General features: G+C 44.7%; 22 protein-coding genes. 20 read left to right on the top strand and 2 right to left on the bottom strand.

All coding sequences use genetic code 11. The features are described 5' to 3' along the window. The first annotated feature begins 14 nt into the window (after window positions 1-14). From H580_RS0116010 to H580_RS24525, 5 genes are all read left to right on the top strand, one after another. Window positions 15-347 carry a hypothetical protein gene (locus H580_RS0116010; protein WP_028595678.1) on the top strand — a complete coding sequence of 111 codons (333 nt, stop codon included), beginning with the start codon at window positions 15-17 and terminating at the stop codon, window positions 345-347. Window positions 348-730: 383 nt separating this feature from the next. Beyond that, window positions 731-1,747 carry an alpha-helical endospore appendage domain-containing protein gene (locus tag H580_RS0116005; RefSeq protein WP_028595677.1) on the top strand — a complete coding sequence of 339 codons (1,017 nt, stop codon included), beginning with the start codon at window positions 731-733 and terminating at the stop codon, window positions 1,745-1,747. 455 nt (window positions 1,748-2,202) lie between these two features. Beyond that, window positions 2,203-3,753 (top strand): hypothetical protein, encoded by a 1,551-nt coding sequence (locus H580_RS0116000; protein WP_028595676.1) that lies wholly within the window; start codon window positions 2,203-2,205, stop codon window positions 3,751-3,753. Between the two features lie 667 nt (window positions 3,754-4,420). Next, complete coding sequence (locus H580_RS0115995) at window positions 4,421-5,221, top strand: exodeoxyribonuclease III (RefSeq protein WP_028595675.1); 801 nt, start codon at window positions 4,421-4,423, stop codon at window positions 5,219-5,221. Window positions 5,222-5,361: 140 nt separating this feature from the next. Beyond that, complete coding sequence (locus H580_RS24525; protein WP_051217496.1) at window positions 5,362-6,645, top strand: BslA/BslB family hydrophobin; 1,284 nt, start codon at window positions 5,362-5,364, stop codon at window positions 6,643-6,645. A gap of 183 nt (window positions 6,646-6,828) precedes the next feature. On the opposite strand, the gene H580_RS24520 is transcribed toward H580_RS24525, so the two are convergent. Next, a complete protein-coding gene (locus H580_RS24520; RefSeq protein WP_036605366.1) occupies window positions 6,829-9,141 on the bottom strand; it encodes an alpha-helical endospore appendage domain-containing protein in 2,313 nt (770 codons plus the stop codon). Window positions 9,142-9,462: 321 nt separating this feature from the next. On the opposite strand from H580_RS24520, the gene H580_RS24515 reads away from it, so the two are divergent. From H580_RS24515 to H580_RS25565, 11 genes are all read left to right on the top strand, one after another. Then, window positions 9,463-10,569 (top strand): YheC/YheD family endospore coat-associated protein, encoded by a 1,107-nt coding sequence (locus H580_RS24515; protein ID WP_036605365.1) that lies wholly within the window; start codon window positions 9,463-9,465, stop codon window positions 10,567-10,569. A gap of 235 nt (window positions 10,570-10,804) precedes the next feature. After that, window positions 10,805-11,107, top strand: coding sequence for an alpha-helical endospore appendage domain-containing protein (locus tag H580_RS0115975; RefSeq protein ID WP_028595674.1), 303 nt, complete (start codon window positions 10,805-10,807; stop codon window positions 11,105-11,107). A 39-nt stretch (window positions 11,108-11,146) separates the two neighbouring features. Then, window positions 11,147-11,521 (top strand): alpha-helical endospore appendage domain-containing protein, encoded by a 375-nt coding sequence (locus H580_RS0115970; RefSeq protein ID WP_036605364.1) that lies wholly within the window; start codon window positions 11,147-11,149, stop codon window positions 11,519-11,521. A gap of 27 nt (window positions 11,522-11,548) precedes the next feature. Next, complete coding sequence (locus tag H580_RS0115965; protein WP_028595672.1) at window positions 11,549-12,325, top strand: hypothetical protein; 777 nt, start codon at window positions 11,549-11,551, stop codon at window positions 12,323-12,325. Beyond that, entirely contained in the window at window positions 12,297-13,220 is a 924-nt protein-coding gene (locus H580_RS0115960) for an MBL fold metallo-hydrolase (protein WP_028595671.1), read from the top strand. Before H580_RS0115965 ends, H580_RS0115960 begins: the two co-directional genes overlap by 29 nt. 382 nt (window positions 13,221-13,602) lie before the next feature. Then, on the top strand, window positions 13,603-14,610 hold the full coding sequence (locus tag H580_RS26700) for an alpha-helical endospore appendage domain-containing protein (protein ID WP_028595670.1): 1,008 nt from the start codon (window positions 13,603-13,605) through the stop codon (window positions 14,608-14,610). Between the two features lie 249 nt (window positions 14,611-14,859). Next, the gene (locus H580_RS0115950; protein ID WP_028595669.1) at window positions 14,860-15,186 is read left to right on the top strand and encodes an alpha-helical endospore appendage domain-containing protein; all 327 of its coding nucleotides are present in this window, start codon (window positions 14,860-14,862) and stop codon (window positions 15,184-15,186) included. 351 nt (window positions 15,187-15,537) lie between these two features. Next, complete coding sequence (locus tag H580_RS0115945; protein ID WP_342663195.1) at window positions 15,538-16,665, top strand: glycosyltransferase; 1,128 nt, start codon at window positions 15,538-15,540, stop codon at window positions 16,663-16,665. An 88-nt stretch (window positions 16,666-16,753) separates the two neighbouring features. Further along, complete coding sequence (locus H580_RS0115940; protein ID WP_028595667.1) at window positions 16,754-17,416, top strand: glycosyltransferase family protein; 663 nt, start codon at window positions 16,754-16,756, stop codon at window positions 17,414-17,416. Window positions 17,417-17,491: 75 nt separating this feature from the next. After that, a complete protein-coding gene (locus H580_RS26695) occupies window positions 17,492-19,771 on the top strand; it encodes a glycosyltransferase (protein ID WP_245583579.1) in 2,280 nt (759 codons plus the stop codon). Continuing rightward, window positions 19,768-21,027, top strand: a complete 1,260-nt coding sequence (locus H580_RS25565) for a glycosyltransferase family 2 protein (RefSeq protein WP_051217495.1) — start codon at window positions 19,768-19,770, stop codon at window positions 21,025-21,027. Before H580_RS26695 ends, H580_RS25565 begins: the two co-directional genes overlap by 4 nt. A gap of 128 nt (window positions 21,028-21,155) precedes the next feature. Here H580_RS25565 and H580_RS0115920 read toward each other — a convergent pair whose 3' ends face one another. Then, a complete protein-coding gene (locus H580_RS0115920) occupies window positions 21,156-21,821 on the bottom strand; it encodes a class I SAM-dependent methyltransferase (protein ID WP_028595666.1) in 666 nt (221 codons plus the stop codon). Between the two features lie 279 nt (window positions 21,822-22,100). Here H580_RS0115920 and H580_RS24495 point away from each other — a divergent pair, with 279 nt between their 5' ends. The 4 genes from H580_RS24495 (at window position 22,101) to H580_RS0115895 (ending at window position 26,830) form a co-directional block, all read left to right on the top strand. Then, the gene (locus H580_RS24495) at window positions 22,101-23,333 is read left to right on the top strand and encodes an alpha-helical endospore appendage domain-containing protein (protein WP_036605363.1); all 1,233 of its coding nucleotides are present in this window, start codon (window positions 22,101-22,103) and stop codon (window positions 23,331-23,333) included. 94 nt (window positions 23,334-23,427) lie between these two features. Further along, window positions 23,428-24,654 (top strand): alpha-helical endospore appendage domain-containing protein, encoded by a 1,227-nt coding sequence (locus H580_RS26835; protein WP_084509285.1) that lies wholly within the window; start codon window positions 23,428-23,430, stop codon window positions 24,652-24,654. 31 nt (window positions 24,655-24,685) lie between these two features. After that, complete coding sequence (locus H580_RS0115900; protein WP_036605362.1) at window positions 24,686-25,936, top strand: alpha-helical endospore appendage domain-containing protein; 1,251 nt, start codon at window positions 24,686-24,688, stop codon at window positions 25,934-25,936. Window positions 25,937-25,960: 24 nt separating this feature from the next. Further along, window positions 25,961-26,830, top strand: a complete 870-nt coding sequence (locus H580_RS0115895; protein WP_028595662.1) for a hypothetical protein — start codon at window positions 25,961-25,963, stop codon at window positions 26,828-26,830. Window positions 26,831-26,932 lie beyond the last annotated feature (102 nt).

Raw genomic sequence — 26,932 nt, 5'->3', positions numbered from 1 at the left:
TAGTGAGGTATGTAATGGAGAAAAAAATAGTTAAAGCGGGATTGTACGGCCTTATTGTTGGTATATTATTTTCTATTGTCTATTATCCAGATGTAATAACCGTACAGCAATCGATGGGGTATACAAGTTATGTAATTCCACTTAGAGAGTATGTACTAAAAGTGCTGCGCAATGCCATTAAAATCTGTTTTTCTGCGATGATATTGGTGGGGATGGTTCACTTTTATAAGTCTCTTCCCAAAGCAGAGTATTCCAACAAACAGTTTGTATGGGGTGTTATAAAGTCATTTCTTATTGGAACGATTCTCTTTTTCATTGTTTTTTCCTTATTCGGTCTACTGACTTGAGGTTGTTCAACCTGAGTAAGCTGACGAAGTGTATATAGAGATAGGTCGTTTATAACCGCTCACATGTTGCGTCATGTGAGTGTTTTTTTTCGTTTTTTATATTACGCATTACTCTTTCATTATACTTGTAAAAAATGGCCCGAATGCTGCTTTGCATCTATCTATGTTGAATTTTGTGAGGTGTATCAATCGTTATTATGTGATATAGGGAGCCATTGTAAGCTTCGTCTTTGTTGCTGAGATGCTTATATTTGTCTCGTAAACCACTAACTATTTTATACGCATATACGAGATTATCAGCGAATGTTGGATGCAAGTACATCTACAGGTTAATATGATGTCTCTATAAGTTAAATAGTTTAGTAGTCCGGGAGGGTTAGCTAATGTCACAATCGAACATTCCGAATATTACACCTATCATATCTGTGACACGCGATGATGCAATCACGCTGCTCTTGTCATCGATTGCTTTGGAGGAACTTGGTTTAAGTCATATTTTGAATGCTGAAGGAGAGAAGCTGCAGTATGTGCTTGGCACGCTGCCAGGTGTGACTTCACCGCCAGCAACCATTAGTGACTTGCTCACGATGAATACGAGTGTACGAGATACGATACGTGAGTTAACGAAGAAGGAATATTTATTGGACAGCAAGCTAAACAGCATTTTAAACACACCGATCTCGATTGGTCCGACAGGTCCTCCAGGCCCCACTGGTCCATCAGGTGGTCCAATTGGACCAACAGGTCCAACCGGAGCAGGAGCCACAGGCGCGACAGGGGCCACGGGAGCGACAGGGCCGGCAGGAGCTACAGGAGCCACTGGTGACCCGGGTCCAACTGGTCCGACAGGTCCAGCAGGAGCGACGGGCGCGACCGGAGCAGCAGGGGCAGCAGGAGCGACTGGTGCAACCGGTCCATCAGGTCCAGCAGGAGCAACAGGAGCAACTGGGGTGACGGGAGTAACAGGCCCGACCGGACCGCTGGTAACGGCGAACAATGCCACTGTATTTAACCCACTGAACGTAGCCGTGGGAGCTAATGGCAGCGTAGTGTTCTCTACCAACGGGACAATCAACGGGACGGCCATATCACACGTCCCGGGCTCTACGGATATACTTCTAGATCCGAACCAGACTTACTACGCGACTTGGAATGCCAATGCGAACACATTGGCTGCTGGTCAGCTTCGAGCGTTTGCCTTGTTCCTGAACGGCGTGGCAATACCGGGGTCGATTCAATCCGTTGCGAATACTGGAGCTAATGACCCTATCCAACCGACAATTACGGGCGGTGCTGTATTTAATACGGGTGCAGGGGCAAACATTTTGACGCTACGGAATGCCTTAGGAGCGGCAACAACGATAGCAGCACCAAGTGTTACAGTTATCAAGCTCGTATAAATATATAGAGTTGTCAATGGATATGTGGCTGGCTACATCCATCGCTAAGAAGATAATAAAATAAGAGTTAGTAAGCGGCGGTCATTTCCCAATGCCATTTGGGGATTGGTCGTCTATTTTTTTGAGCTGTATATGGCGGTAGAAGGTAATTTATTTCTTTCTAAGGTTGTTATTTTATAAAAATTAGATCTTAAGAACTATGCAGAAGTAGCTATTGAAAGTTTTAGAATAATAATTTACAAATTATCGAGTGAATTCCTTGAAAACAAGTAATAAAGTACTATGAAATTTGATCTGAATGGTGAATATTCAGCTTCATTCTTAATTTAGTATAATCATAATATTGTTTATACACGGAAGTACGATTCTAATTGTGTTATTCAAAGTACATACATAGAAAAATTTTATAATTTTACATATTTGCTTATAGAGAGACTACAATGGGGGCAACTGCTATGAAATCTAGTGTAAAGCGCTGGCTTGTGCTAAGCGTGAGTATGCTTTTTGTGATTCTAATTGGTGTATCGCAAACGGCTTATGCAACGGACTATACTTACAATCTAGCCCCAGGTGAATCCGCTCGGGTCAGTTCGAAAGATGGTAGGACAGTAACAGTTCATGTAAACGGACTAACGTTTGATTTCGCGACAAACAGCGATTTGAGAGGGGCTAGTGGCTACGGGAAATCGACAACGTCATCCACACATCCTGTTAAGAATGACGAACGTCTCATTATTACAAATACATCAAATGAACTTGTTACGATAGCTGCTGATCAAAATAAGGCAGATATTGTTCGCTCGAAATCTCCTGCTCTTGTAAGCACCTTGCTTCAGCCAGGTGAAAGCGCGGAAATAACGAATATCGGGATAACGGATGAGTATTTTTATGTAGGTGGTAAAAATGATCATGCCGACTACGATGAATATAATATGCTGCAATCCTATAAAGTGGATCATACAGGCGGGCAAATGGTTCTAGATATCGCTAAAAAGATAGCGATAACTAATCGGGAGCAAGAGGCGATGGAAGTATACGCGCCGTATTCCTATTTTAAAATAGAGTCCAGACAGCAGCCTGCTGTGTTTCATCGATACATAGAGGAAAATAAGACGCTGGAAATCAATGATGTAAGCGATAACATATATTACGTATATTTTGATGCGGCTAAAGGAACGATGCAGTACGATTATGTCTCCTATTTGAATAACGAGATAGACCGCTATGGAAGCTCGTCGGATTCCTCTCGCCAGATTGGTAAAATCAAATATGTCGTAACGAACAAAGAAGTTGAACCTTTGCATGTATATGGTCCTTATGAAGCATTTGCTCTCTATGAGAGAGATGATTTTGCCTTGGAAACGAAGACCTTGCACAAAGGGGAAAGTATGCAGATTAGGAATACGTCTGCTCAATCTCATTCGCTCAACTTTAAAGGAACATATAATTTTGCTGAGTACGATAGCTACGGACAGGTCGTTGATTTTGACAAAGGGGTGTTATCCAGCAGTAAAACGATTGAGGCTGGAAGCAAGCTAATCATTAGCAATAGTGGTGGAGTGGATGTTGAGATTATCGGGCCGAAGGATGTGTTGCAGTATGAAACGATCTTCTATCCTGCCCTAATCATGAATAATTCGAAGCAGCCTGTGGTGTTTAACGAGAGTTCGATTATTCGAGAATCGGTAAAAGTGCAGAATACAACGACGAATCATACTAATGCTCCTGCTCATGATTTGCGTCAAAATGCTATTCAAAACGGGCAAAATTATATACATATATTTGATCAATCGTTTACAACAGACGGCAATCATGCAGCAGATAACGGGGAGAACGTAGTTCATTTTACAGAACAAGTACTTCGAGCTGAGAATGCTATTTTAGGTAATGAAGTCGTCATGGATAAAGTGAATAATGGTCTTACAAATGAATATACTGCGGAGCAGACAACTAGTTATCGTAGGGTGAAGGATGGTCAACGTATTGCTGTCATGAATGACAGTTAGAAAGGCCAGTGATCATACCTTTTATTTGGTGAACGTAATTTTACCAGCGGCTAAACGGGATTTCTCGCGAATTGAATACAGTCTATCAAAAAAATGACTATCCTTAGATTCTGGATATATGTTAATCCAAAATAAATCGATAAATCTAAAGGACGTGAATGTAAGATGAGTAGCTCTTTAACGAGACTTACAATCGCAGATAGGATTAGACAATATAGAACCTCTACCTATCGATTTCAGAAAGCCTGGTGTTCAACCTCAAAATGGAATATAAAGTTATAGTGTCCTGATTATTTGCCAAGGTGTTGAATATTGGATGTGGGATTTCTACAATTCAATGGAGTTCAAGAATAATTAGAAAATGACAACAGGTAATTACTTAGAAGCTTTAGATACGCATGAAATTGGACATACCATTAAACTGGGATATAACTCGGGTTGGTCGAGTATGAACAATTCTTGGCTGACTAGCATTACAAATCCAGCAGCCGTTTCAGTTCCTATGAAATGAAAGCATCGGGCAGTTCTTATCTGTTGTGCTAAATATGTTACACTATCACTATATGCTGTGCAGTACTCATTAAATAGTAGATAGGATGGTTCATACGGTATAGCACTGCATCCCAACGATGTAGAACTAACAAATGGCAAGGAGATATTATCGACGATGAAGCTTATTTCATGGAATGTAAACGGCTTGCGGGCTTGTGTAAATAAAGGGTTTATGGACTATTTTCAGGAAATGGATGCAGATATCTTTTGTGTACAGGAAACAAAGCTGCAGGAGGGTCAAATTGATCTGGACCTAGGCGAGCAATATTCGCAGTATTGGAATTATGCGTTGAAGAAAGGTTACTCTGGTACTGCGGTATTTACGAAGCATAAGCCATTATCTGTACGATATGGAATTGAGGAAAATGAAGAGCCGGAAGGTCGTATTCTCACGCTTGAGTTCGAGACTTTTTATTTGGTTAATGTATATACGCCTAACGCGAAACGGGATTTGTCCCGTCTCGAAGAGCGGCTCGTATGGGAGGATCGGTTCCGCAGCTATTTGCAGCAGTTGGATGCGATTAAGCCGGTCATTATTTGCGGTGACTTGAATGTGGCGCATCAAGAAATAGACTTGAAAAATCCGAAGTCGAATCACGGCAATTCAGGATTTACAACAGAAGAACGGGGAAAGATGACGATTCTTCAGGAGGCTGGATTTACGGATACGTTCCGCTATTTCTACCCTGATCAGACGGATGCATATTCATGGTGGTCTTATATGCCAAAGGTAAGGGAGCGGAACATTGGTTGGCGTATTGACTACTTCCTTGTTTCTTCGAGATTGCATGATTCCTTAGTGGATGCACGCATTGATTCAGAAATACTAGGTAGTGATCATTGCCCTGTTCATTTGATTATGGATGCTGAGAAGCTGCTCGCAGCAAATGGAAACACAGCAGGTGCAGCGATTTAATACCGGATTAAATTGAGCAAAGTAAGTGATTTCATATAAACAGTTGTTTACTCTATCAACATTGCAAATTTGAAACATAAACTAGAGTAGTGGACCGAATAAATCGGTCCATTTACTTTATTTTGGGAGGCGGTACGCCTATGATAGAAGAACATCAGGATGAAAACATTCCCTTTGCAGCGCAATTAACGGTGACAGCTATAACCAATGATCGCGAAGGAGCGGTTACCGATATACTCATATCCTATCGCCCTAATGCTATTTTGGCACTTGGAGCTGTTGTATTTACACTGCCAGCAGGCTTTACAGCGAATACAAACGATACACTGAATGGTACAACATTGTTAAGCAGCCAAATATCCAATAACGGGGGCAGAGTAACACTTGGGTTAACACTTGATTTATTGGGGCTTGCCCAATTTGATTTGCTGCTCAAAGCCAAAACGCTGCCGACTGCGGGGACGTATCGATTTAAAGCTGAAAATACGTTGTTATTTCTCGGCTCACAGGGGGTCGCAGAGACGGATTTCGAGGTGGAAACCGATTCGCTTGCTTATGTAACGAATAATATAGATAGTACGGTATCCGTTATTCGACTCTTGAGCGCCACAACGGTGCAGACGATAACAGGTATTACGTTTCCTGCGGGATTAATTGACACACCAAGCGGGGGCTATGTTTATGTCACGAATTTATTAACAAACCTCGTCTCGGTCATTGATACAGCCACCAATACAGTCGTTCAATCTATTTCAGTAGGGATATCTCCTATTCGCTTAGCTGTTTCGCCTAACGGAGCATTCGTGTACGTAGTGAATCGAGACAGTGGAACGGTATCCGTGATTGATACAGCAACAAATACGGTGACGGCTACGATTTTAGTAGGGAATAGTATTAATGGGGCGGCGATAACACCTAGTGGAACTTTATTATATGTAACAGATTCGATTGAAAATGAGGTGCATGTAATCAGCACCGTGACGAATACAGTTATCCAAACGATCCAAGTAGGTTTTTCCCCGATTGCGTTAGCAATTACGCCTAATGGTCAAAGGGTGTATGTGCTTAATTCTGGAGACAGCACAATAACGGTTATTAGTACCCCTACGAATACAGTGGTGCAAACGATTACTGGAATTGGGGCGTCACCGCAAGGAATAGCGATTACCCCGTCTGGCAACTATGCATATATTACGAGTGTAAATACGAATGAGGTTTACGTACTTGATATTGCGACGAATACAGTTACTACTACTTTTCCTGTAGGAAATGGCCCAATTGGCATTGCTTTATCTTCAGACGGTACGAAAGGTGCCGTTACCAATTATTATGATGGAACGGTCTCGGCAATTGATTTGTTAACAAATACAGTGCTTCACACGATTACGGTTGGTGCGGGGCCTTTTGATGTTGCTGTAAAGTAACGATTATATTTTATGAGAAAATTAGATTTTGAAGCGTATGCCGTTTTATATCACATTGTGATTGAGCTGGTACATGTGATGTAAAGGGCTATTTGTGTTGTTTATGAATAGCAATGAGCGAATTGACCTTATGAAAAAGGATTTAGGAGGAGCTGGTGGCTCCTCCTAAATGTTAAACGACGATTATACAATTTGGTAACAGGACCAAACGATACCTTGGTTCGCATCGCCGCCTAGACTTAATCCAATCGTCAATCCGTTGGCGAGATATTGTAAGGCGATCGTGTCGCCGGCATTCAGTTCCACGTCACCAGCTAATACGACCTCACCGCTGCCCAATATAGCTCTGAGTGTAAGAATTAGTGCTACGTTTACGTCTAGGACAGGGAACAGGCCATTTATAAGATCAGTTGCAGTTGGGGTTAAACGTTGTATAGCAAATGCGGGTTCTACACCTGCGCCGAGTGAAATAGAGATAGTTGCCGTTGTTCTATAGTTAATCGTAGCTTTCATGGCATATCTTCCTGTAACAGGTACGGTAAATATCCCGGTCGTTGCATTAAAGTTAGGGCTGCTGTAATATGGGCTTGCTGTTGACCAGTTCGTTAAAGTGGAAGTAGCTGATAATGATAATGCATTTATCCGAGCAGAGAATCCATTTGCACCAAATGCAGACCCAGTAGCACCAGTGACGCCCGTGACACCTGTAGCCCCCGTAACGCCAGTAACACCAGTTGCGCCCGTATCACCGGTAGGTCCGGTGACGCCCGTGACGCCCGTGACGCCAGTAGCGCCTGTGTCACCCGTAGGTCCGGTAACGCCAGTAGTACCAGTTGCGCCCGTATCACCCGTAGATCCGGTGACGCCCGTAACACCAGTTGCGCCCGTATCACCCGTAGGTCCAGTAACGCCCGTCGCCCCAGTTGCACCTGTTGGTCCAGTAGGGGAGGTTAATAACTCAATCTGAACGTTTGCAGAACCTGGAGTTACTTCGATTTCCAATGTGTTGGAATTAAAAGAGATGAAGTCTCCTAATCCAACGGGAGCACTTCCCGTAGTGCCGCTGACAGAGAAGAGTACAGCAGGCAGTACACCCGTCGCACCCGTTGCCCCGGTAGCACCTGTATCGCCAGTCGGTCCCGTGACGCCCGTCGCCCCGGTAGCACCTGTATCGCCAGTCGGTCCTGTGACGCCCGTCGCCCCGGTAGCACCTGTATCGCCAGTCAGTCCTGTGACGCCAGTCGCCCCGGTAGCACCTGTATCGCCAGTCGGTCCAGTAACACCGGTAGCACCCGTATCGCCAGTCGGTCCCGTGACGCCAGTCGCACCGGTAGCACCTGTATCACCAGTCGATCCAGTAACGCCAGTCGCGCCGGTAGCACCCGTATCGCCAGTCGGTCCCGTGACGCCAGTCGCCCCAGTGGCGCCTGTGTCCCCGGTAGGTCCAGTTGGACCTGTGTCACCCGTGGCGCCCCCGGCCGGTCCAGTCTCGCCCGTCGCGCCCGTCAATCCAGTGGCGCCAGTTGCACCAGTCTCACCCGTCGCGCCAGTTAATCCGGTCTCGCCGGTCGGTCCCGTGACGCCAGTAGCGCCAGTTGCCCCGGTCTCACCCGTGACACCAGTCGGTCCCGTAAGGCCGGTAGCCCCTGTGTCCCCGGTAGGTCCAGTAGGTCCCGTCGGCCCTGTATCGCCGGTAGCCCCACCAGCAGGCCCGGTTGCACCTGTTGCACCCGTAGCTCCAGTCTCGCCCGTGACACCAGTCGATCCAGTAACGCCGGTGGTCCCCGTATCACCCGTAGGTCCAGTAACACCGGTGTCACCCGTCGGCCCAGTCGGTCCAGTAACACCGGTAGCCCCCGTGCCCCCTGAAGGTCCAGTAACACCGGTGTCACCCGTCGGCCCGGTTGGTCCCGTAAGACCGGTAGCCCCCGTACCCCCAGAAGGTCCAGTTGGCCCCGACGCTCCTGTTGGCCCAGTGGCTCCCGTCGGCCCAGTCGATCCGGTAGGTGAACCTAACAAATCGATCCGTACGTTTGCGGAACCAGGTGTAACTTCAATATCCAATGAACTGGTACTAAAGGAAAGAACATCTCCAACTCCCATTGGAGCGGTTCCTGAAGGGCCGCTTACAGAGAAGAGAACAGCTGGCAGCACGCCTGTCGGCCCCGTAACACCCGTCGCCCCAGTCGGCCCTACCGAGATAGGGGTGGACAAGATAGCATCTAGCTTGTTGCCTAGAATGTATTCTTTTTTCGTAAGAGCGCTGAGCGTGTCGCGTACGCTGGCATTCATTTGAAGAATATCACTGATTGTCACAACAGGTGGTGTAACTCCTGGTAGAGTACCTAGAACATACTGTAGTTTTTCACCTTCTGCATTTAAGATGTGGCTGAGCCCTAGTTCTTCAAGTGCGATAGAAGAGAGCAACAGGTTAATCGCATCATCCCTAGTTACGTTAATAACCGGAGTAATATTGGGGATGTTTGATTGCGACATAGGAACACTCCTTTCTCTTGTGATGAGCATTCTACTAGACGCCATAATGGATACAATTCTATAGAGGTCGGACGAACTAATTTGTCAAATGACCTGTCAAGTACATAAGCGTCTATAGTCGTTTGATTGCTAACATAGGATATTCACGGATATAGCTTATGCTTGGGTGTAGAGACAAATTAGGTGGTATTCCCAAATGGCTGGGTAAACAAAGATGCTAGAGATGTTCATTCATCATTTGGTATATTCACCGAATTGCTTCATCTAACATACTCATGGTTTATAGCCTATACATAGGCAATATTGAAAAGAGGGAGCAGCATGTTACAGTCATGGTTGGGAGTGCTTGTGTTTTTGCAAAAGGGGAAGCGAAACATGGAGGAGCAACATATTTACGAAAAAATGACTATTGCTGGTCAAGATATAGGGTTGAATGTATGTATAATCAATCCAGAAGACGTTAATTACCGCTTAAATAAGGTCAATGCACTCATCTATTTGCCTTCCTCTCAAAAATGGACAAGAAAATGGATGGACATACCTCGATTTATTTTTGATCGATGTCGTAGTTTTAACAGGGAAAAATATTATATCGTCAGGAAATTTCGTATGAGGTACAGCCATTTGACCTTTCTCAATTCCCCGCTCCGCAACAAATGGCTTATCTATAGCGCGCTGCATGAACAGCCAGCCTTCCAACCATTGCTGCCGAACACGATACTATTCAATAGAGCTTGGGATATTAAGCACATGATAAATAAGTACAGCATGGTCTATGTGAAACCGGCTAGTGGGACAGGTGGAAGGGGGATTCTTCGCATTGAACACCATAACAAACATCCCGGACATCTGTTTGTGGAAGGGCGGGATCGCCATCGTCGTATTATTAAACCCCAATATGTAAAATTCGATCGCTTGGGCAGATATATGTATACATGGGTAAAGAAAGAGCGTTACATTGTCCAGCAAGGTATTGATGTAAAGCTTCCTAACGGACGAGTTCATGATTTAAGGATGCTAGTTCAAAAAAATGAGATTGGAATGTGGTCGTTAACAGGCATAGTAGGCAGGGTAGGTGCACAACAAAGTGTAACCTCCAATCTTCATGGCGGCGGACGTGCAGTTCGTATGAGGACATTGCTTGAACGATGGATTGGAGACCGACAGTCTATTTATGAAATCGAGTATCAATTGGAGCGGTCCGGTATGCAGATTGCGAAATACTTGGAAGCGAAATATGGTTCGTTATGCGAATTAGCCTTGGACTGGGCTGTAGATAAAAATGGGCGTCATTGGCTCTTAGAAGTGAATCCCAAGCCTTCACGTGAAGTGTTTCAAGATAGTGGGGACAAAGCTGCCTATTTTAAGGCAATTACAAAGCCGATTCAGTATGCGAAGTGGATGATGTCACAACAAAAGGTTAGATAGCATCAAACGGCTCTCTTCTTCATAGACTCATACAAGCAGCGTATGCCTGTCACTCTGGTATACGCTGTTGTCATGGTTATAGGACAAATATTTTGGATGCAACTCTTTTTTACTTGTAATCATAAAAAAAGCATTGTCCTCATAGAATTAGGATAAGCATAGCAAGCCTGCTCAGTTAACGCTGGGGTTTGTGATAAAAAGGGATGAGCTTAATGAAAAGGGAGATGAAAAGGTAATGTCAATGCCAACTGTTCCGGATATAAAACCAGAAATCGTCTTAAGACGCCACGAGGTAATCAACTTGCTGCTAACTTCAATCGCCCTTGAAGAAATTGGTTTGTCACATATCATCAATGCAGAAGGTGAGAAAATACAAGCACTTCTTAAAGATTCATGTGTTAGCTTGGATGATGCGTTAAAAATAAACCACAGCGTAGAACGAATGATGCGTAGTGTCATTAAAAATCAAATGCTGCTTCAATTTAAGCTGGAGGACATTATCGCTCTGGAAGACCGTGAAGAATATTTTGAAGAATAAAGGATAAAGGCAGTAATTGGATAAGAAAGGAGGAGCGTCGTGAGGAAGAAAAATGATCTGATTTATGAAGACCCGATATCCAAAGAAGAAGCAGCTGCGCAGTTAATTAAGGCAATTGCACTCGAAGAAGAGGCATTATCTAATCTCATTAATATGGAAACAGACAAAGCCGCAGCCTTTGTGGGTAAGAATCTTGATTTTCCTACAGGTCCTTCTAATTCAGAAATTATTCAATTTAACCACACGGTCGTTCAGTTTTTAGATACGCTGCTTATGGCTGAATGGCTGCTGCTGAAAAAAATCGATACGGTCACAAGTATGCGGGACTTTGATTGTGAAGACAGCCTAGAAGATAGGGATTTCAGGCGATTCACAAAACGAGAAACGTATAATGACGATGTATTTGACTATTAAAAACAATGAATAAATGAGGCGTTATATATGCTGCTCTCTAACATTGGAAATTATGATACCCCTTACTATCGTATGGAACGTGCCATTTTACGCTTAGTGCGTGGAAGCTTGTATAGACGCTTATCTGCAACTGAACGAGAAGCTGCTGCTATAGAAGCCAAAGTGTATTCTTTAGTCCATTCGATTATCGATCTTCATCGTTTCCGAGATCGACGGTTACTGACTAACCGTTATAGGGACAAACGCTCTATCGAGTCAATAGATGCACATGCGCATATCGCTGCAGATATCGTAGAGAATATTCAAATTGTTAAAGAGGAAATCCTATATCATCCATTTGAGTGTGACCTACATATGGATTTTATTTTAACGAGTTTGGACAAGATTGTAGATCATTACACAGAAAATAAAGGTCAAATCCATTCAAAACCTAGTTCTTTATTAGAAGCGGAATCTGTTGATAATATGGTTGAAGATGTGGTTGAAGATATGGATCTTGAGATTCTCGGTGAGACAGATGAACTACCAAAATTAGAAGATTCAGAAATGCTGGAAAAGCCTGAAATACTAGAAAAACTGGAGAAACAAAAACCGAGAACGATAAAGGCGAGGAAAAATGATAGTCCGGCTGTACAAAATCAGTTGGAATCGAAAAAGCCCTCAGTTCCATCTTTGCCCAAAATAACTACATTTCTCACTGCAAATGTAGGAAATATTTTATACGAACAAGGCGAATATATGGATATAGGAACCTTGAACAAAGGGGAATCTATACATGAAAGAAAAGAGTCTAGAGCTAATTAACGGTAACAGTTATCTATTCGAAGAGGATTTAACGGTCGGGGTTTATATGAATAAATCCAATCAATCCGCAGTTCTTATTGACAGTGGTGCTAATAAAGAAGTTGCGAAACGGATTGATCAAGCCTTGAAGCAAAGTGGTTGCCAAGTAGCAGCCATTATTCTTACACATGGTCATAAGGCGCAATTGGGTGGGGTCAGTTATTTTAAACAAAAATATAAACAAATAAAAGTGTATGCTACATCATGGACGGCGCAATTTATGGAGAAGCGAGCACTGGAAAATTGGCTGTCTGGCCATATTCCTTGCGTAACAAAGGAACACGAGCAATCTGAGGCTGCGGATATGATTACGGATATTATCCCTTATCGTGATCGTCATCTGGTTATCGATCAGGTATCCTTTTCCATCGTTACGCTGCCCGGCCATTTTCCTGGCATGATTGGTGTGATAACTCCTGATCAAGTCTTTTATTGTAGTGATGCTGTATTTGGAAATAAGACATTGATTAAACAAAAATTGTTGTACTATACCGATGTGAAAGGCGCTAGAGCAAGCTTGCGCAAGATCGCGCAAAGCAAGCGGTATGCTTATGTTGTGTCTCATGGGGGAAAATGCAAAGATATTGCCTCGCTCGTGCAGCAGCATCAGCAGCTAATTGATGAAACCTCTAATTATATACTCGGCCTTATACGTGAACAGCCAATGACATTGGAGAGCATTGTTCAAAAAGTAATGAATGAATATCAGCTGCAAAATAAATCAGCTCACTTCGCACTGGCTAATTCCATCGTCAGGTCTTATTTGACAGAGCTAAGCGATAGTTCAAAAGTACGCGCTACCGTGAATGATGGGATTTTGCAATATTATGCGCGTACATCGGCGGCGTTGCTATAGTGGGAAATATTATTGTTCGCCATAACGTTTTCACATCTGAACCTGTATGGTATCAGCCGTACTGGTATGTGGAGACGTTATTTTTTATGTCCATTTAGATTAAATCGGCAGCAGCTCGTATTTTGTACATATTGTCCGTAAATTCGACTTGAACGAAAGTTTTTACGTACAGGCAAATTGCTTAACAAGTGCTCATATATTCTAACTACACCATAAGAGTGCTTATTTTCCCCTTAGATTAATGTCGTTAGAGCAATGTATGGACTACTCATATCGACACTTGATTAGCGAAGAATAGCGATATTTCCACAACAACATATATGGAGGGAGGCTGTTATATTCGCTTAAGTAACAAAAAAAGCATCCTAGAGGAGAGATCGACATGTCACAAGCTAATATTCCTAACATTACACCTACGATAACGTTGACACGTGATGATTCCATCAACTTGCTATTGTCTTCGATTGCATTGGAGGAATTGGGATTAGCCCATATCATTAATGCGGAAGCGGAAAAAATACAATACGCTGTCGGCACAATACCGGGTTTATCTGTACCGGCAACATTAAGTGACTTATTACTTATTGATGACAGCGTCAAAAGTATGTTGCAAGAGGCAATGAAGAAAGAAATTTTGCTTTCAAGCAAATTGGACACCGTCGTTTCGGTTATTCCAGGCAGCACTGGTACGGGAAGTGTAGGTCCGACAGGTCCAACTGGTCCACCGGGGACTGGAGCAACAGGGGCAACTGGGCCAACAGGACCCGGAGGCGCAGGAGCAACAGGAGCTACTGGTCCGACGGGAGCTGCAGGTACAGGAGCAACGGGAGCTACCGGCCCGACAGGACCTGGTGGTACAGGAGCAACGGGAGCTACAGGTCCGACAGGGCCTGGTGGTACAGGAACCACAGGAGCGACAGGGGCTACGGGGGCAACAGGAGTAACAGGAGCTACAGGTGTCGGTCTATCGGTAACGTCAAGCAATGCGAAAGTAGTGAGCTTTATTCAGCAAACGGTGGCCCCAGGTCAACCTTATGTATTTGAAGCCAATCTGGCTATTAACGGTCCAGATATTTCTCATGTCGCTGGTACCCCAAATGTCCAACTCTCTGCGAATCAAACGTATTTGATCATTAGTTATTTAGAAGGATTTCAGATGCCATCTGAAGGCATTGGATATGCGCTTCGCTTGGATGGGATTCCGTTGGTGGGCAGTCATGTAGGCAATGGAGGAGCTGTTGGTGTTGAGGAACAGTTGTCAGGCAGTTACATTTTAACGACAGGTGTAGGATTAAATGTGCTGCAAATGTACAATGACCGTGCTTCTGATACGACCACGGCGTCAGATGGTGTACCAGGTCCATCATTAACGATCGTTAGGCTTGCTTAGGTAACGGAAGGAGAGTTAAATAGAACAGTTAAAGTAAGAAAAAAAATTACTTGATGATGGTTCAGTTTTATAGATCAGTGCGCATAGACATAGAAAGAGCGAGTTGAGATGAGGCTATACGGCTAGTCATACAAAAAGGATGGAGATGCGGCTAGGCTGTAAGCTCCAGCAGTAATAAACAATAGTAATTAGCCACACAAGTTATAAGAGAGAAAAGGAATTATATTTTATTACAGAGGTGATTTGAGTATGTCACAAGCTAATATACCAAATATTACACCTACGATTTCCATCACAATTGGTGATTCGGTTAACCTGCTATTAGCGTCCATTGCACTTGAAGAGTTGGCTTTGGCGCATATTATTAATGCTGAGGCTGAAAAAATTCAGTATGTGCTAGGCACTTTGCCAGGCAGCGATGGATTATCTCCACCTGCTACACTTTCTAACTTGCTTGCTATTGACCGGAGTGTTGAAAGAACATTGCAAGAAGTGATTAAGAAAGAAATCTTGCTTCAAATCAAGTTGGATAACATTGTAAATGGATTGCCGATTTCACCACCACCAAATCCATAAGCGGTTATTAACTAGCTTACCATTCATCAGGCTAGTGTACATTCATACATGTTTGATTACTTTAGAAGTGTCCGCACATCCATAATCCTAGTATGCAGGCCAGACTCTACTCATCTTGCTCGTTAAAGATTCATGTTGTAAGTGTAGTGTCAGTTTTAGCTTATTACCTTTAATAAAGTCGCAGCGAGAAATATGCGAAAACGATATAGAATAGGTTGCCGTAGTGGCAGGCAGCCTATTTGCTTTGTTCATCTTCGCTGCAGGTTCTGATATCTATGCGGCTCACCTATCATTTGCAAATAGAAACAGCGTATCAATTATCCGAAGCGTCGGGATCGGGAGGAACTAATAGTGGATACAGTAAAAATATCATTATGCATGATCGTGAAAAATGAAGAAGATTGCATTGCTCGTTGTTTGAGCAGTGTGCAGGATGCAGTGGATGAAATTATTGTCGTAGATACCGGCTCTTCGGATCGAACGATTGATATATGTCTATCTTACGGTGCGCAGGTGCTTACGTATGAATGGAACGATCATTTTGCAGAAGCTCGTAATTGTGGTTTGAAGGCGGCCACAGGAGATTGGATATTATGGATGGATGCCGACGAGGAATTAGATAAGCAGGATGCAAGCCAACTAAAGCAGTTACTAGCGAAGCAAGAACAACCGATTTGCTGGATTCATCTGGTCAACTTTATTGGAGATTCGCCTAACGAGAACGATGCATTCCATATTGCCCATTCTCGTATTTTCCGCAATCATATCGGCTTTACATTCAAGAATGCGATTCATGAGATGCTGAATCTTGATGAAGTACTCCCTCATTTTACAGATACGGAGCAGCAAACATTACCGATTAAAATGTACCACTACGGCTATATGAATGAGTGCGTAGAGGTGAAGAAGAAGTCAGAACGAAACATTCGCTTGCTTGAAATCGAAATGCAAAAAGAAGACCATCATCCATGGATCAAATATCATTTGGCAACTGAATATTATCGTATGAAGGACTATGTGAAGGCATTTGAATATTTGAATCTTGCCATTGTTCACTTTTTGCAAAGGGAGACAGCACCTCCATCGCTGCTCTACAAGCTAAAGTATTCCATTCTCATTACTTTAGGTAGTGTGGAAGGCGCTTGGCAAGGAATAGATCGTGCGATTCAAATGTACCCGGATTATGTGGATTTGCATTTTTACAAGGGTGTCATCTATTTTCTGAAAGAGTGGTATGTTGAAGCCATCTCTATTTTTGAACATTGTATTGAACTTGGAGAGCAAAATATAAAGCATCTTACTTTAAAAGGAGTAGGAAGCTTCCACCCTTGGTATTATATTGGGTTGTGTCAGGAGCAGTTAGGCCATCCCGAATTAGCCGCACAAGCATTTGAACAAGCGACTCAAATATTCCCGGATTACACACCGGCTCTGGAGCGTCTCGAATTGAAGGTTGGCTCACATCACGCTGTAGAGTAGTAAGGCTTCTGCCAATGATGGTAATCCCTTCCGTACAACACAGGTCCCATCCTTACACTCATGCATGCAGTGGAAAGGATTAGACACAATGGGATTGCAGCGAATTTTGTTTGTTATGTGTGTGAATGATGAAGCGTTATTTCAACAAGCACAACGACAGATTGCTAATTTATTAGTACCGCCAGGATTTAAGGTAGAAGTGTATGATGTTCGAGGCGCAAAAAGTATGGCGAGTGGCTACAATGGCGCGCTTAACCTAGAGGCTGCTTATCGAGTTTATATTCATCAAGATACGTTTCTCATTCATAGAGGCATGCTCTATGATCTGATTCAATTGTTTGAACAACATCCGCAGTTAGGCATGATAGGACTTGCGGGATGTGTAGAGCTTCCTGCCAACGGAATATGGTGGGAAGGGAATAGACTGGTTGGTCAAGTAATTGAACATCGGCGTGAGGTGTATCAGCTGCTGCGGTTTGATCACGGAACACTTGAATCAACCGATTATGTGGAAGTCCAAGCGATTGATGGTCTATTTATGGCGACAAGAGTGAATATTCCATGGAGAGACGATATATTCGATGGCTTTCACTTTTACGATTCTGCTCATTCCAAAGAAATTGAGCTGGCAGGTTATAAAGTAGGTGTTCCCGTACTGCAAAGTCCATGGTGCATCCACTACAATGGCGATGAGTTTGATCAAGTTTCGTATGAGCGCTACCGGCAGTTGTTCGTCCGACAATATATGTAATCATTAGCTACAAGGAGTCAAAGTTATGACGAGTATGCGCATCGAATGTGTATTTTCTTAGGAAGGATGAGAAGTATGCATCAGACTGACAATAGGGTCACAGAAACTCGCATATCTTTATGCTTGATTGTTAAGAACGAGGCATTCCTGATTGGAAAATGTCTGGAAAGTGTTAAGGATGTCGTGGATGAGGTTATCGTTGTCGATACAGGTTCAACAGACGATACGATAGCCATATGCGAATCCCATGGCGCAAAAGTATTTTCATTTGAATGGCAGGACGACTTTGCGGCTGCACGTAATTATAGTTTGCAGCAAGCTTCAGGGGATTGGATTTTTTGGCTGGATGCAGACGAGCAGTTGGATCAGGATACAGCCCAATCTTTACGTGAAATATGGGATGTGCAGGAGGCAGATATTGCCCTCATCGAGTTGATTAACTATATTGGGGCTGCCGATAATCCTGAAGAAGCTTTTTTGCTGCATCATCATCGCGTATTCCGTAATCATAAAGGCTTTCAATTTAAAGGACGTATTCACGAACAGCTTAATGTACAGGAAATACTAGGAACGGGCTTTGCTGTTCACAAGCTACCTGTCAAAGTTCATCATTTTGGTTATATGAATGTTGTTGTTGAGGCCAAGAGCAAATCGGAGCGAAATAAGCAGCTGCTTCTGAAAGAGAAGCAGAACAAGGATTACAGTCCATGGGTCGACTATCATTTGGCAAGCGAGTACTACCGACTTGGGGAGTACGAGGAAGCTTATGATACTGTGAATTTGGCGATCAAATCATTTATTGAGAATCAGCAGTTACCCCCCTCACTTTGCTACAAGCTAAAATATGACACACTTCTCTCAAATGGCTCCTATGAAGGAGCGTGGCCTTCTATTGAACGGGCTATTCTACTTTACCCCGATTACGTTGATCTTCATTTTTATAAAGGCCTCATTCTTAATCAGAAAAATAAGCCGGAGCTGGCCCTTGAAGTTTTCCAACACTGCATCGAATTAGGCGAGGGGAACTTGCAGCATCTTACGTTACGAGGAATGGGCAGTTTTCACGCATGGTACCATATAGGTCTATGTTATGAAAAGTTAGAGCGGCGAAAAGACGCGATTCACGCTTATGAACAAACTCTTGCGAGCAACGCCAAGCATGAAATGGCGCAGCACGCCCTTGAGCGCTTGCGGGAGCAGGAGCAATTGGACGCGTCAGCGATCAAGATCAGCTTGTGCATGATCGTGAAGAACGAAGAAGAAAGCTTGCAGCGCTGTTTGGACAGTGTAAGTGGGATCGTGGATGAGATCATTATTGTCGACACGGGTTCTACGGATAAAACGAAGCTGATAGCAAGTGAAAATGCAGCCAACGTATATGATTTCGAGTGGATCGACGATTTTGGCGCAGCACGAAACTTTGCGTTCAGCAAGGCGACACAGGAATACATTTTGTGGCTGGATGCGGATGATGTTATTGAGAGCAAGGATCGCCAGGCATTAAAAGAGCTAAAGCGTGAACTGTCTCGCGATATTAACAGTGTAAGTATGCCTTATGTGTTGACGACGAATGAGTCGGGAGAACCATTGTATTCATTGAGACGCAATCGACTTGTTCGAAGAGATGCGAACTTTAAATGGATAGGTCCGGTGCATGAGTACCTAGAGGTGTACGGTCCTATTTTCCATAGTGAAATATGCATTTACCATAAAAAAGATAAGCACTATACCGATCGGAACTTGCGAATCTATGAAAACAGGCTTGCGGCAGGTGAAACGTTTACAGCACGAGACTTGTACTATTATGCAAATGAGTTAAAAGATCATGCACGGTATCAGGACGCCTTGGACTATTACGAAAAATTTCTGCAAACGAAGCAAGGGTGGTACGAAGATTGTATTCAGGCTTGCTTGAAAATGGAATCCTGTCACGAGAAGCTCAATCAGGAGTCCGAGCGGCTGCCAGCATTGTTCCGGTCTTTCGAATTTGATAAGCCCCATTCTGATATTTGCTGCCAAATTGGCGAGTGGATGCTGAACAATAAACGCCATCAACAAGCGATTTACTGGTTTGAGCAAGCGACACAGCTTGCGATTCCTTCTGACCAATTGACGATGACACAGTCATCGACGTGGACTTGGATTCCACATCTGAAGCTTTGTGTGTGCTACGATCAAATTGGCCAGCCTGAAAAGGCTTGCTATCATAATGAGCTGGCATTGAGTTACCTCCCTGATCATCCAAGCATGTTGTACAATCAGACCTATTTCAAACGCATCTTGGGAGAAAAATATGAACTGGCATCAGTTAGTTCCGTTCATGCTAGCCGCGGCGATGGGGGGAGCGAAGTGTGAGAACAGGCAAGACGAGTATTATTATCCTTACGCTTAATCAGTTTCATCATACGGTACTTTGCTTGGAAAGCATTCGGAAATATACATCTGAGCCTTACGAAATAATCGTAGTGGATAATGGATCGACGGATTTGACGATCATGTATTTGAAGCAGCAGCCAGATGTAACTCTGATCTGCAATGGTCATAATAAAGGATTTGCTGCAGGGTGCAATCAAGGTCTGGCTATTGCATCAGGAGACAACATTTTATTTTTAAATAACGATACGGTTGTGACTCCGAATTGGCTGACCCACCTGTTGGATGCTTTACATGCAAGCCCGGATATTGGAATGTCAGGTCCGCTTACCAATTATTCAAGTGGTCATCAAATTATCCCTGTACCGTATAAGGATTTGCTGGATCTGAATGCATTTGCTCATGAACATCAAATACGTAATGCGGGGAAAATGACGGAGGTTAGACGCCTGATTGGATTCTGTTTGCTGGTGAAGCGTGCTGTTCTGGATGAGGTCGGAGGTTTTGATGAACGGTACGATATAGGCAACTTTGAGGATGATGATCTCTGCTTGCGGGCGGCGCAAGCGGGATACAGGCTTTATATCGCCAATGCCTGCTTCATCCATCATGTAGGCCATGTGACAATGAAAGATATTCAGACGGATGAACAGAGGAACAATGTTCAGTATTTAATGGGGATTAATCGGCAAAAGGCAAAAGAGAAGTGGGGTGAAGATATTTTTGATTTGATTTACAAAGAAGACGCTAAGCTGAGCTGCTGTGTGATTGCAGCCACAGATTCTTCGTTAATGAGAACATTGGACTCGATTAAAGAAATTGCAGATGAAATTATTGTGGTGGATAAGACAGGGGCATGTAGTGAGGTGGCTGCTGCGTACGCTGCTAAATATATATCGGGACATGCGGGCGAGAATAAAATGATGCAGTGGGAACGAGCCGTGGAAAAAGCAGATAGTCCTTATGTGCTGCTGCTTGATGTTGGGGAATATGTATCTGACCAAATGCGGAGAAAGATTCGGATATTAAAACGCTCTATTACGGTTGATACGGTTGGTGTGAAGATGCTGTGCGAGCATGCGGATGACTTGCAGAGCAGCTCGCAAGTACGACTTATCCAGAAATCGTTCCCATTGCGCTATATGGAGAATCCGACTGCTTATAACGAAAATGTGCTGATCAGTGATATCGAAATAGTAGGTGAGTCTATTTTTCAAGAAAAGGATGCGATTCATTAGTGCAATATTGGTGGCCTAGTCGTTATTGTGAGGTTATTGCAGCGTTCACATACAAGAACAACAAAAGCGCAACTGCCTGTTAGGGTAGGTTGCGCTTCTTTGTATAGAAATTTGTAAAAAAGTTCGTGTTAGGTTTGGTATGCTTGCTTGTGTTCTAACCAGTGCTGCTCCAGTGCGTGATAATGCTGATTGATTCCTTTAGGAAATAAAATGCCTAATCCGCCGGAATGTTCAAATTGCAGATGTGGATGCTGATCCTTCAGCTCTTGCCATAGCTTCCATACGCCGAATCCGTATGCTTGAATCGATATGTCGTGGAACCATACGACGCCGTGTGGGGCAAGCTTAGGCAGCCAAGATTCGTAATCATGCTTTGCCGCTTCATATTGATGAAATCCGTCGATATGAAGTAGGTCAATCGATCCATTGGCGAACTGGCTCAGCGCTTCGTCAAAGGTTGTGCGCAATAGATGGCTAATGTTGGGATACAAAGTGGAGGCAATCGTGGAAACTTGTTCGTAAACTTCATTTCCATATTGGCCGGAGTGTGCGTCTCCCACCCAAGTGTCTACCGCATAGCATGAAGTAGGTAATGCAGCGTCCTTCACCGCTTGGCACATGCTAAAAAAGGAAGCGCCCCAGTGTGTACCCAATTCTACAGCTATATTCGGTTCATGCAGCCGAATGAAATCATAGCAGAAATGGCGATGTCCTACCCAAGCAGAGTGCTGCAATATACGAGGTTCAAGCTCCTCATATTCAAAAGTAGGGTTATGTTTATGCCAGTTGGTCATAGGTCACCTTCTTTTTTTCATAATTCAGCTTAACCATTCAAACAAAGGGAATGCATGATAGCAGGCTATAGGTCTATGTATATGAAGCCATTTGTTATTTCGTTCATGGATTTAAGAAAAATGGAGGACAAGAAAACTACAAAGCGTAAGGCTCTCTAAAGTGGAGTGCCTTATTTGTGCTGTTGGTGTATGTGAACTGCCGCCACGAATTCTTTCCTATCTCCATATTTCTAGTATAGACGATTGAAATAGAACTGCGGGCACTAGGGGGGAGCTTATATGTCTCAGTCAAACATACCGAATATTACACCCCAAATTAATCTTACTCGTGATAATGCCATCAATTTACTACTGACTTCCATTGCGATGGAAGAGCTTGGACTCAGTCACATTATTAATGCAGAGGCAGAGAAGTTGCAATATTCGATCGGAACACTGCCCGGGCTTACGGTACCATTGTCAATAAGTGAACTATTACAAATGAATACTAGTGTTCTTGATATGCTGCGCACGGTCAATCAAAAGGAAATGCTGTTGACAGAAAGACTGGAAACCATCTTAAGCACCAATGTACAAGTAGGTGCAACGGGAGCTACTGGTGCAACAGGGGCAACTGGAATTGGTATTAGTGGAGCTTCGGGGGCTGCTGGTAATACAGGGGGTACAGGAGCTGATGGGCCAACAGGCCCGACAGGTTCAAGTGCGGCGGGAGCTACAGGCGCTACGGGACCTATTGGCGCTACTGGTGATACAGGGGTCACAGGAGCCACGGGTGATCCAGGTATTACAGGCACAACTGGAGAAGTAGGTGGAATAGGCCCAGCGGGTGCGACGGGTGTCACGGGAACGACGGGGGCAATTGGACCAACGGGAGTGACAGGAAATACAGGCCTCACCGGACCAATTGGGCCAACTGGGGACACGGGAGCTATTGGAGCTACTGGGCTGACAGGACCTTGTCCGCCAGATTGTCCACCGGGTCCAACGGGACCTACAGGTCCAGATGGGGTTGGAGCAACAGGAGCGACTGGGGCGACAGGTGCAACTGGAGTAACCGGAGCCACAGGTGTTACAGGTATAACGGGCGTAACGGGTGCGACAGGAGAATTGATTACCGTAAACAACGCCAATTTCGTTACCGTAGGTACTCAAACGGCCGCAGACGGAGCAGCGCTCATTTTAGAAACGAATCAAACGGTAAATGGAACTTTAATCACACATACACCACTTACATCGACCATCACTTTGGCACAAAACCACACTTACTTTGTAGACTATGAAACGCAGGCCACGGTAGCAGGTACAACTGCTGCGGCTACGCTTCGTTTTAATGGCATTAATGTAATTGTAACAACAGCCAGCTACGATACATCAGCAGGTGTTCCTGTAGAACTGTCCAATCATACGATCATCCAAACAGGAGGAACACCTGGGACGCTGGAGCTTATCAACACATCTGGAGTGGCCACAGATTTCTCCAACATTTCGATATCGATCATCGCATTACAATAGAATCATTTCATAAATTCAATCTTATCCATGCGAATTGTCCGCAATTATGTCTCCGTCTAGAGAACAATGTGGAGGATAAAGGGGTGAGGGCATCTTGTCACAATCGAATATTCCTAACATCACACCTACCATTTTGGTTACAAGAGATCAGGTCATTCCACTATTACTGGCATCCATAGCTTTAGAAGAGCTAGGTTTGAGTCATATTTTGAATGCAGAAGGAGAAAAAATTCAATATGCTTTAGGCACATTAAGCGGATTAACTGGACCAGTGACATTGAGCGACATTTTACAAATTAATGCTAGTGTTGCAGATACGATCAGGCTGTTGACCAGAAAAGAAGCATTGCTGGAAACGAAGCTGTCGCAAATCCTTGCTCAGGATGTGTCAACAGGAGCAACGGGACCAACAGGAGCGACGGGACCAACAGGTCCGACTGGAGCAGTGGGGCCAACGGGAGTCACTGGACCAACAGGAGCAACGGGAGCGACAGGCGGGGTGGGTGCATCAGGTCCGACAGGTCCAACAGGAGCGACGGGACCAACTGGTGAGACAGGTCCTATCGGACCAACAGGAGCGACAGGTGAGACGGGACCTGCGGGAATAGCAGGAGCATTTGGAGCAGTTGGAAGCACAGGTTTAACAGGCCCAACAGGGCCGACAGGGGTAATTGGCCCCGCAGGTGTTACGGGAGCAACAGGAGATACGGGCGGTATCGGGGTTGCAGGGGCGACGGGTGATACGGGTGCAACAGGAGCGATTGGACCAACAGGAGAATGCCCGATCAACTGTCCAACAGGCTCGACAGGAGCGACAGGAACGCCAGGTGCAGCGGGCCCAACAGGAGCAACAGGTGTGACTGGATTAACGGGTGCTACTGGCGATACAGGAGCGACAGGTGCGACAGGTCCCACGGGTGCTGCGGCTCTCGTCACTGCCAATTTTGGTAGTTTTGTTACTCCTGGAGATGCTGGCCCTTCGGATTTTCTCCCGCTTGCTATTAATCGCTTATTGAATGGCACACTCATTTCTCACGTACCAGGATCACCGGACATTCTTTTAGAAGGGGGTCACACCTATTACGCAGCAGCCTCAGTCGATGTGGATACCAATGCATTAGCCGGTGGACTCGATATCATTCTTAGTTTGAATAGCGTCGATCTGGTTACCATTTTCATGAGCAATCCCGCGGGAGACTTTATTACGTTGAAAGGTAGTGCGATATTTAATACCCCGATAGGCGGCCCATCTACATTGAACTTATTTTCTCGTTCTGATTTTAATGAAAATGTGAATATTAGTGTTTTCGCTATCAGTTAACTGATGTCAGTGGCAAAAGGGAGGGATACGATTGTCACAGGCTAATTTGCCGAATATTACACCAGAAATATCGATTACGTTGAGTGACTCGCTTAATTTGCTGTTAGCGTCGATTGCGCTAGAAGAATTGGGGCTTAGTCATATTATTAATGCAGAGGCTGAAAAGCTCCAATATGCCGTAGGTACATTACCAGGATTAACGACGCCGCTTTCACTAAGTGAGATTCAGCTTGTAAATGATAGTGTGAGACAAACATTGATGGCTGCAATTAAGCACGAGTACATCTTGAATTGTAAGCTGCAGGCGGTAATTGAAACCCCTCTTCGAGGAGCGACAGGAGCTTCGGGCGTAACGGGTGCGACGGGCTTAACAGGAGTGACAGGTGCCACGGGAGCTGCGGGAGCGATTGGGCCCACAGGAGCAACGGGACCAACGGGCAATACAGGGTTGACTGGTGAACCGGGTCCAACTGGCTCCACAGGTCCAGTAGGAGCACTTGGTCCTGCGGGAGCTACGGGCATTACCGGCCCAACGGGAGCGACTGGACCGACAGGTCCGACGGGAGCCACGGGAGTCACAGGTTCGACGGGCCCTACAGGCCCAACAGGGTTAACGGGGGTGACAGGAGCAATCGGGGCCATCGGAGCACTTGGGCCAACAGGACCAACGGGAGCGCTAGGTTTGACAGGTCCTACAGGACCAACAGGTGTGTGTCCCTGCGTTACGGGTCCAACCGGTCCGACTGGTGCCAGTGTTACAGGTGCTACGGGAGCTACAGGAGCGACAGGCGCTGCAGGTGTTACGGGAGCCACTGGAGATCCGGGAGTGACAGGTCCAACTGGGGCTACTGCTGTACAAATCACGGCCAATAATGGTTTCTTTAGAAACCCTGGTTTCGCCAGCGTAGCATCGGGCGATGCCATTCCATTTACAGAAAACTTTACATTGAATGGTACACAAATTACGCATACCCCTCCATCGACAGATGTGCTGCTGGCACCTGATCAAACGTATTATATCGCCTATCGAACGAAGCCAGAGCTTCCTACTGCGGGGACCATTACGCCAGAAGCTGCACTGCAGATAAATGGAGTTACCATACCGGGGACAAATTCACAAATGCAATCGCTGCCTGGTGCGCCTCAGGCCATTACTGCGCTTCTGTCCAATACGATCATCAATACGAGCAGTGGAGCGCCGAGCGTGTTGACATTGGTTAACTTGGAAGGTGTAACTCGTGCATTTGACCAGACAACATTGACAGTTATTAAGCTTGCTTAAAGCAAGTCTGTGGAGGTGAATCAAGTGGCAAGCAGCGCAGATTTCGGATGTTCGGGTGGATGTGGGTCCATCCCTAGTAATGGTGCCCCAGCCATTATTTTTACCATTGTACAAAATGGGAGTGGAATTCAGCTTCAAGGATTGTCCAATATTACACTGGCACCGAGTCGAACCTATTTAGTGGAGTACAATGCGGAATTCAGCACACCATTGACAGGTAGAGTCGTATCCGCAGAGCTTCGCTTAAATGGATCGTTAGTACCCGGCTCACAAACCTCTTCTTTTCCTACAGCCATGCCTCCAGGGCAAAACACGCCAACCGCTTCTGTATCAGGCGGTGTCATATTCAATACACCATCCATCCCCAACCCCAGCATCTTGCAATTGGTTGGTTTTCCTCCAATAGGCACGACTGGTACGAACTTTAGCAGCGTCAATATTCGAGTAACCGATATAACCGATTACGGTAGTGTTTCGTTGACACGAAATAATGCAGCAATTTATGGCTATGGGTATGTTGATGTTGCCTATAATGAAGCGGTCCCCTTTCTAGAGGCCGAAGTTGTAAATGGAACGGGCATTTCGTTTTCTGCTGCTGCTCCAACCATTATCTCATTAGCTCCCAATGCAACTTATTTTGCTGCCTATAATTTTATTGAATGTCCGCTGCTGGCGGGTCTTCCGGTAAGGGTCCAATTTACTTTGAATGATCAGTCCTTGTTCCAGAGCTTGTCTGTAGCGCCACCGCTCGTTGATGGCAACTCGCGTTCAGGGGGAGCGGGTTCCGCTGTGTTTAATACGGGCGCTGGTGTGAACCAACTGAAGCTTATAAATACAAATCTAGAGACGATAAAGTTTGTTGCAGCGAACGTAAACATTTTGCAGATTGGTTGAGTAGAAGGAATTTCTAATACTGTACATTCTACAATTCAAGTGGCTTTCAATATTGTAACTAGCAAAGAAAACACCTTCTTAATTGAGGGTGTTTCTTGTCTT

This window comes from Paenibacillus assamensis DSM 18201 (assembly GCF_000422445.1).
GTDB classification, from domain to species: domain Bacteria; phylum Bacillota; class Bacilli; order Paenibacillales; family Paenibacillaceae; genus Paenibacillus_B; species Paenibacillus_B assamensis.
This window is presented reverse-complemented; position numbering and strand designations above follow the sequence as displayed.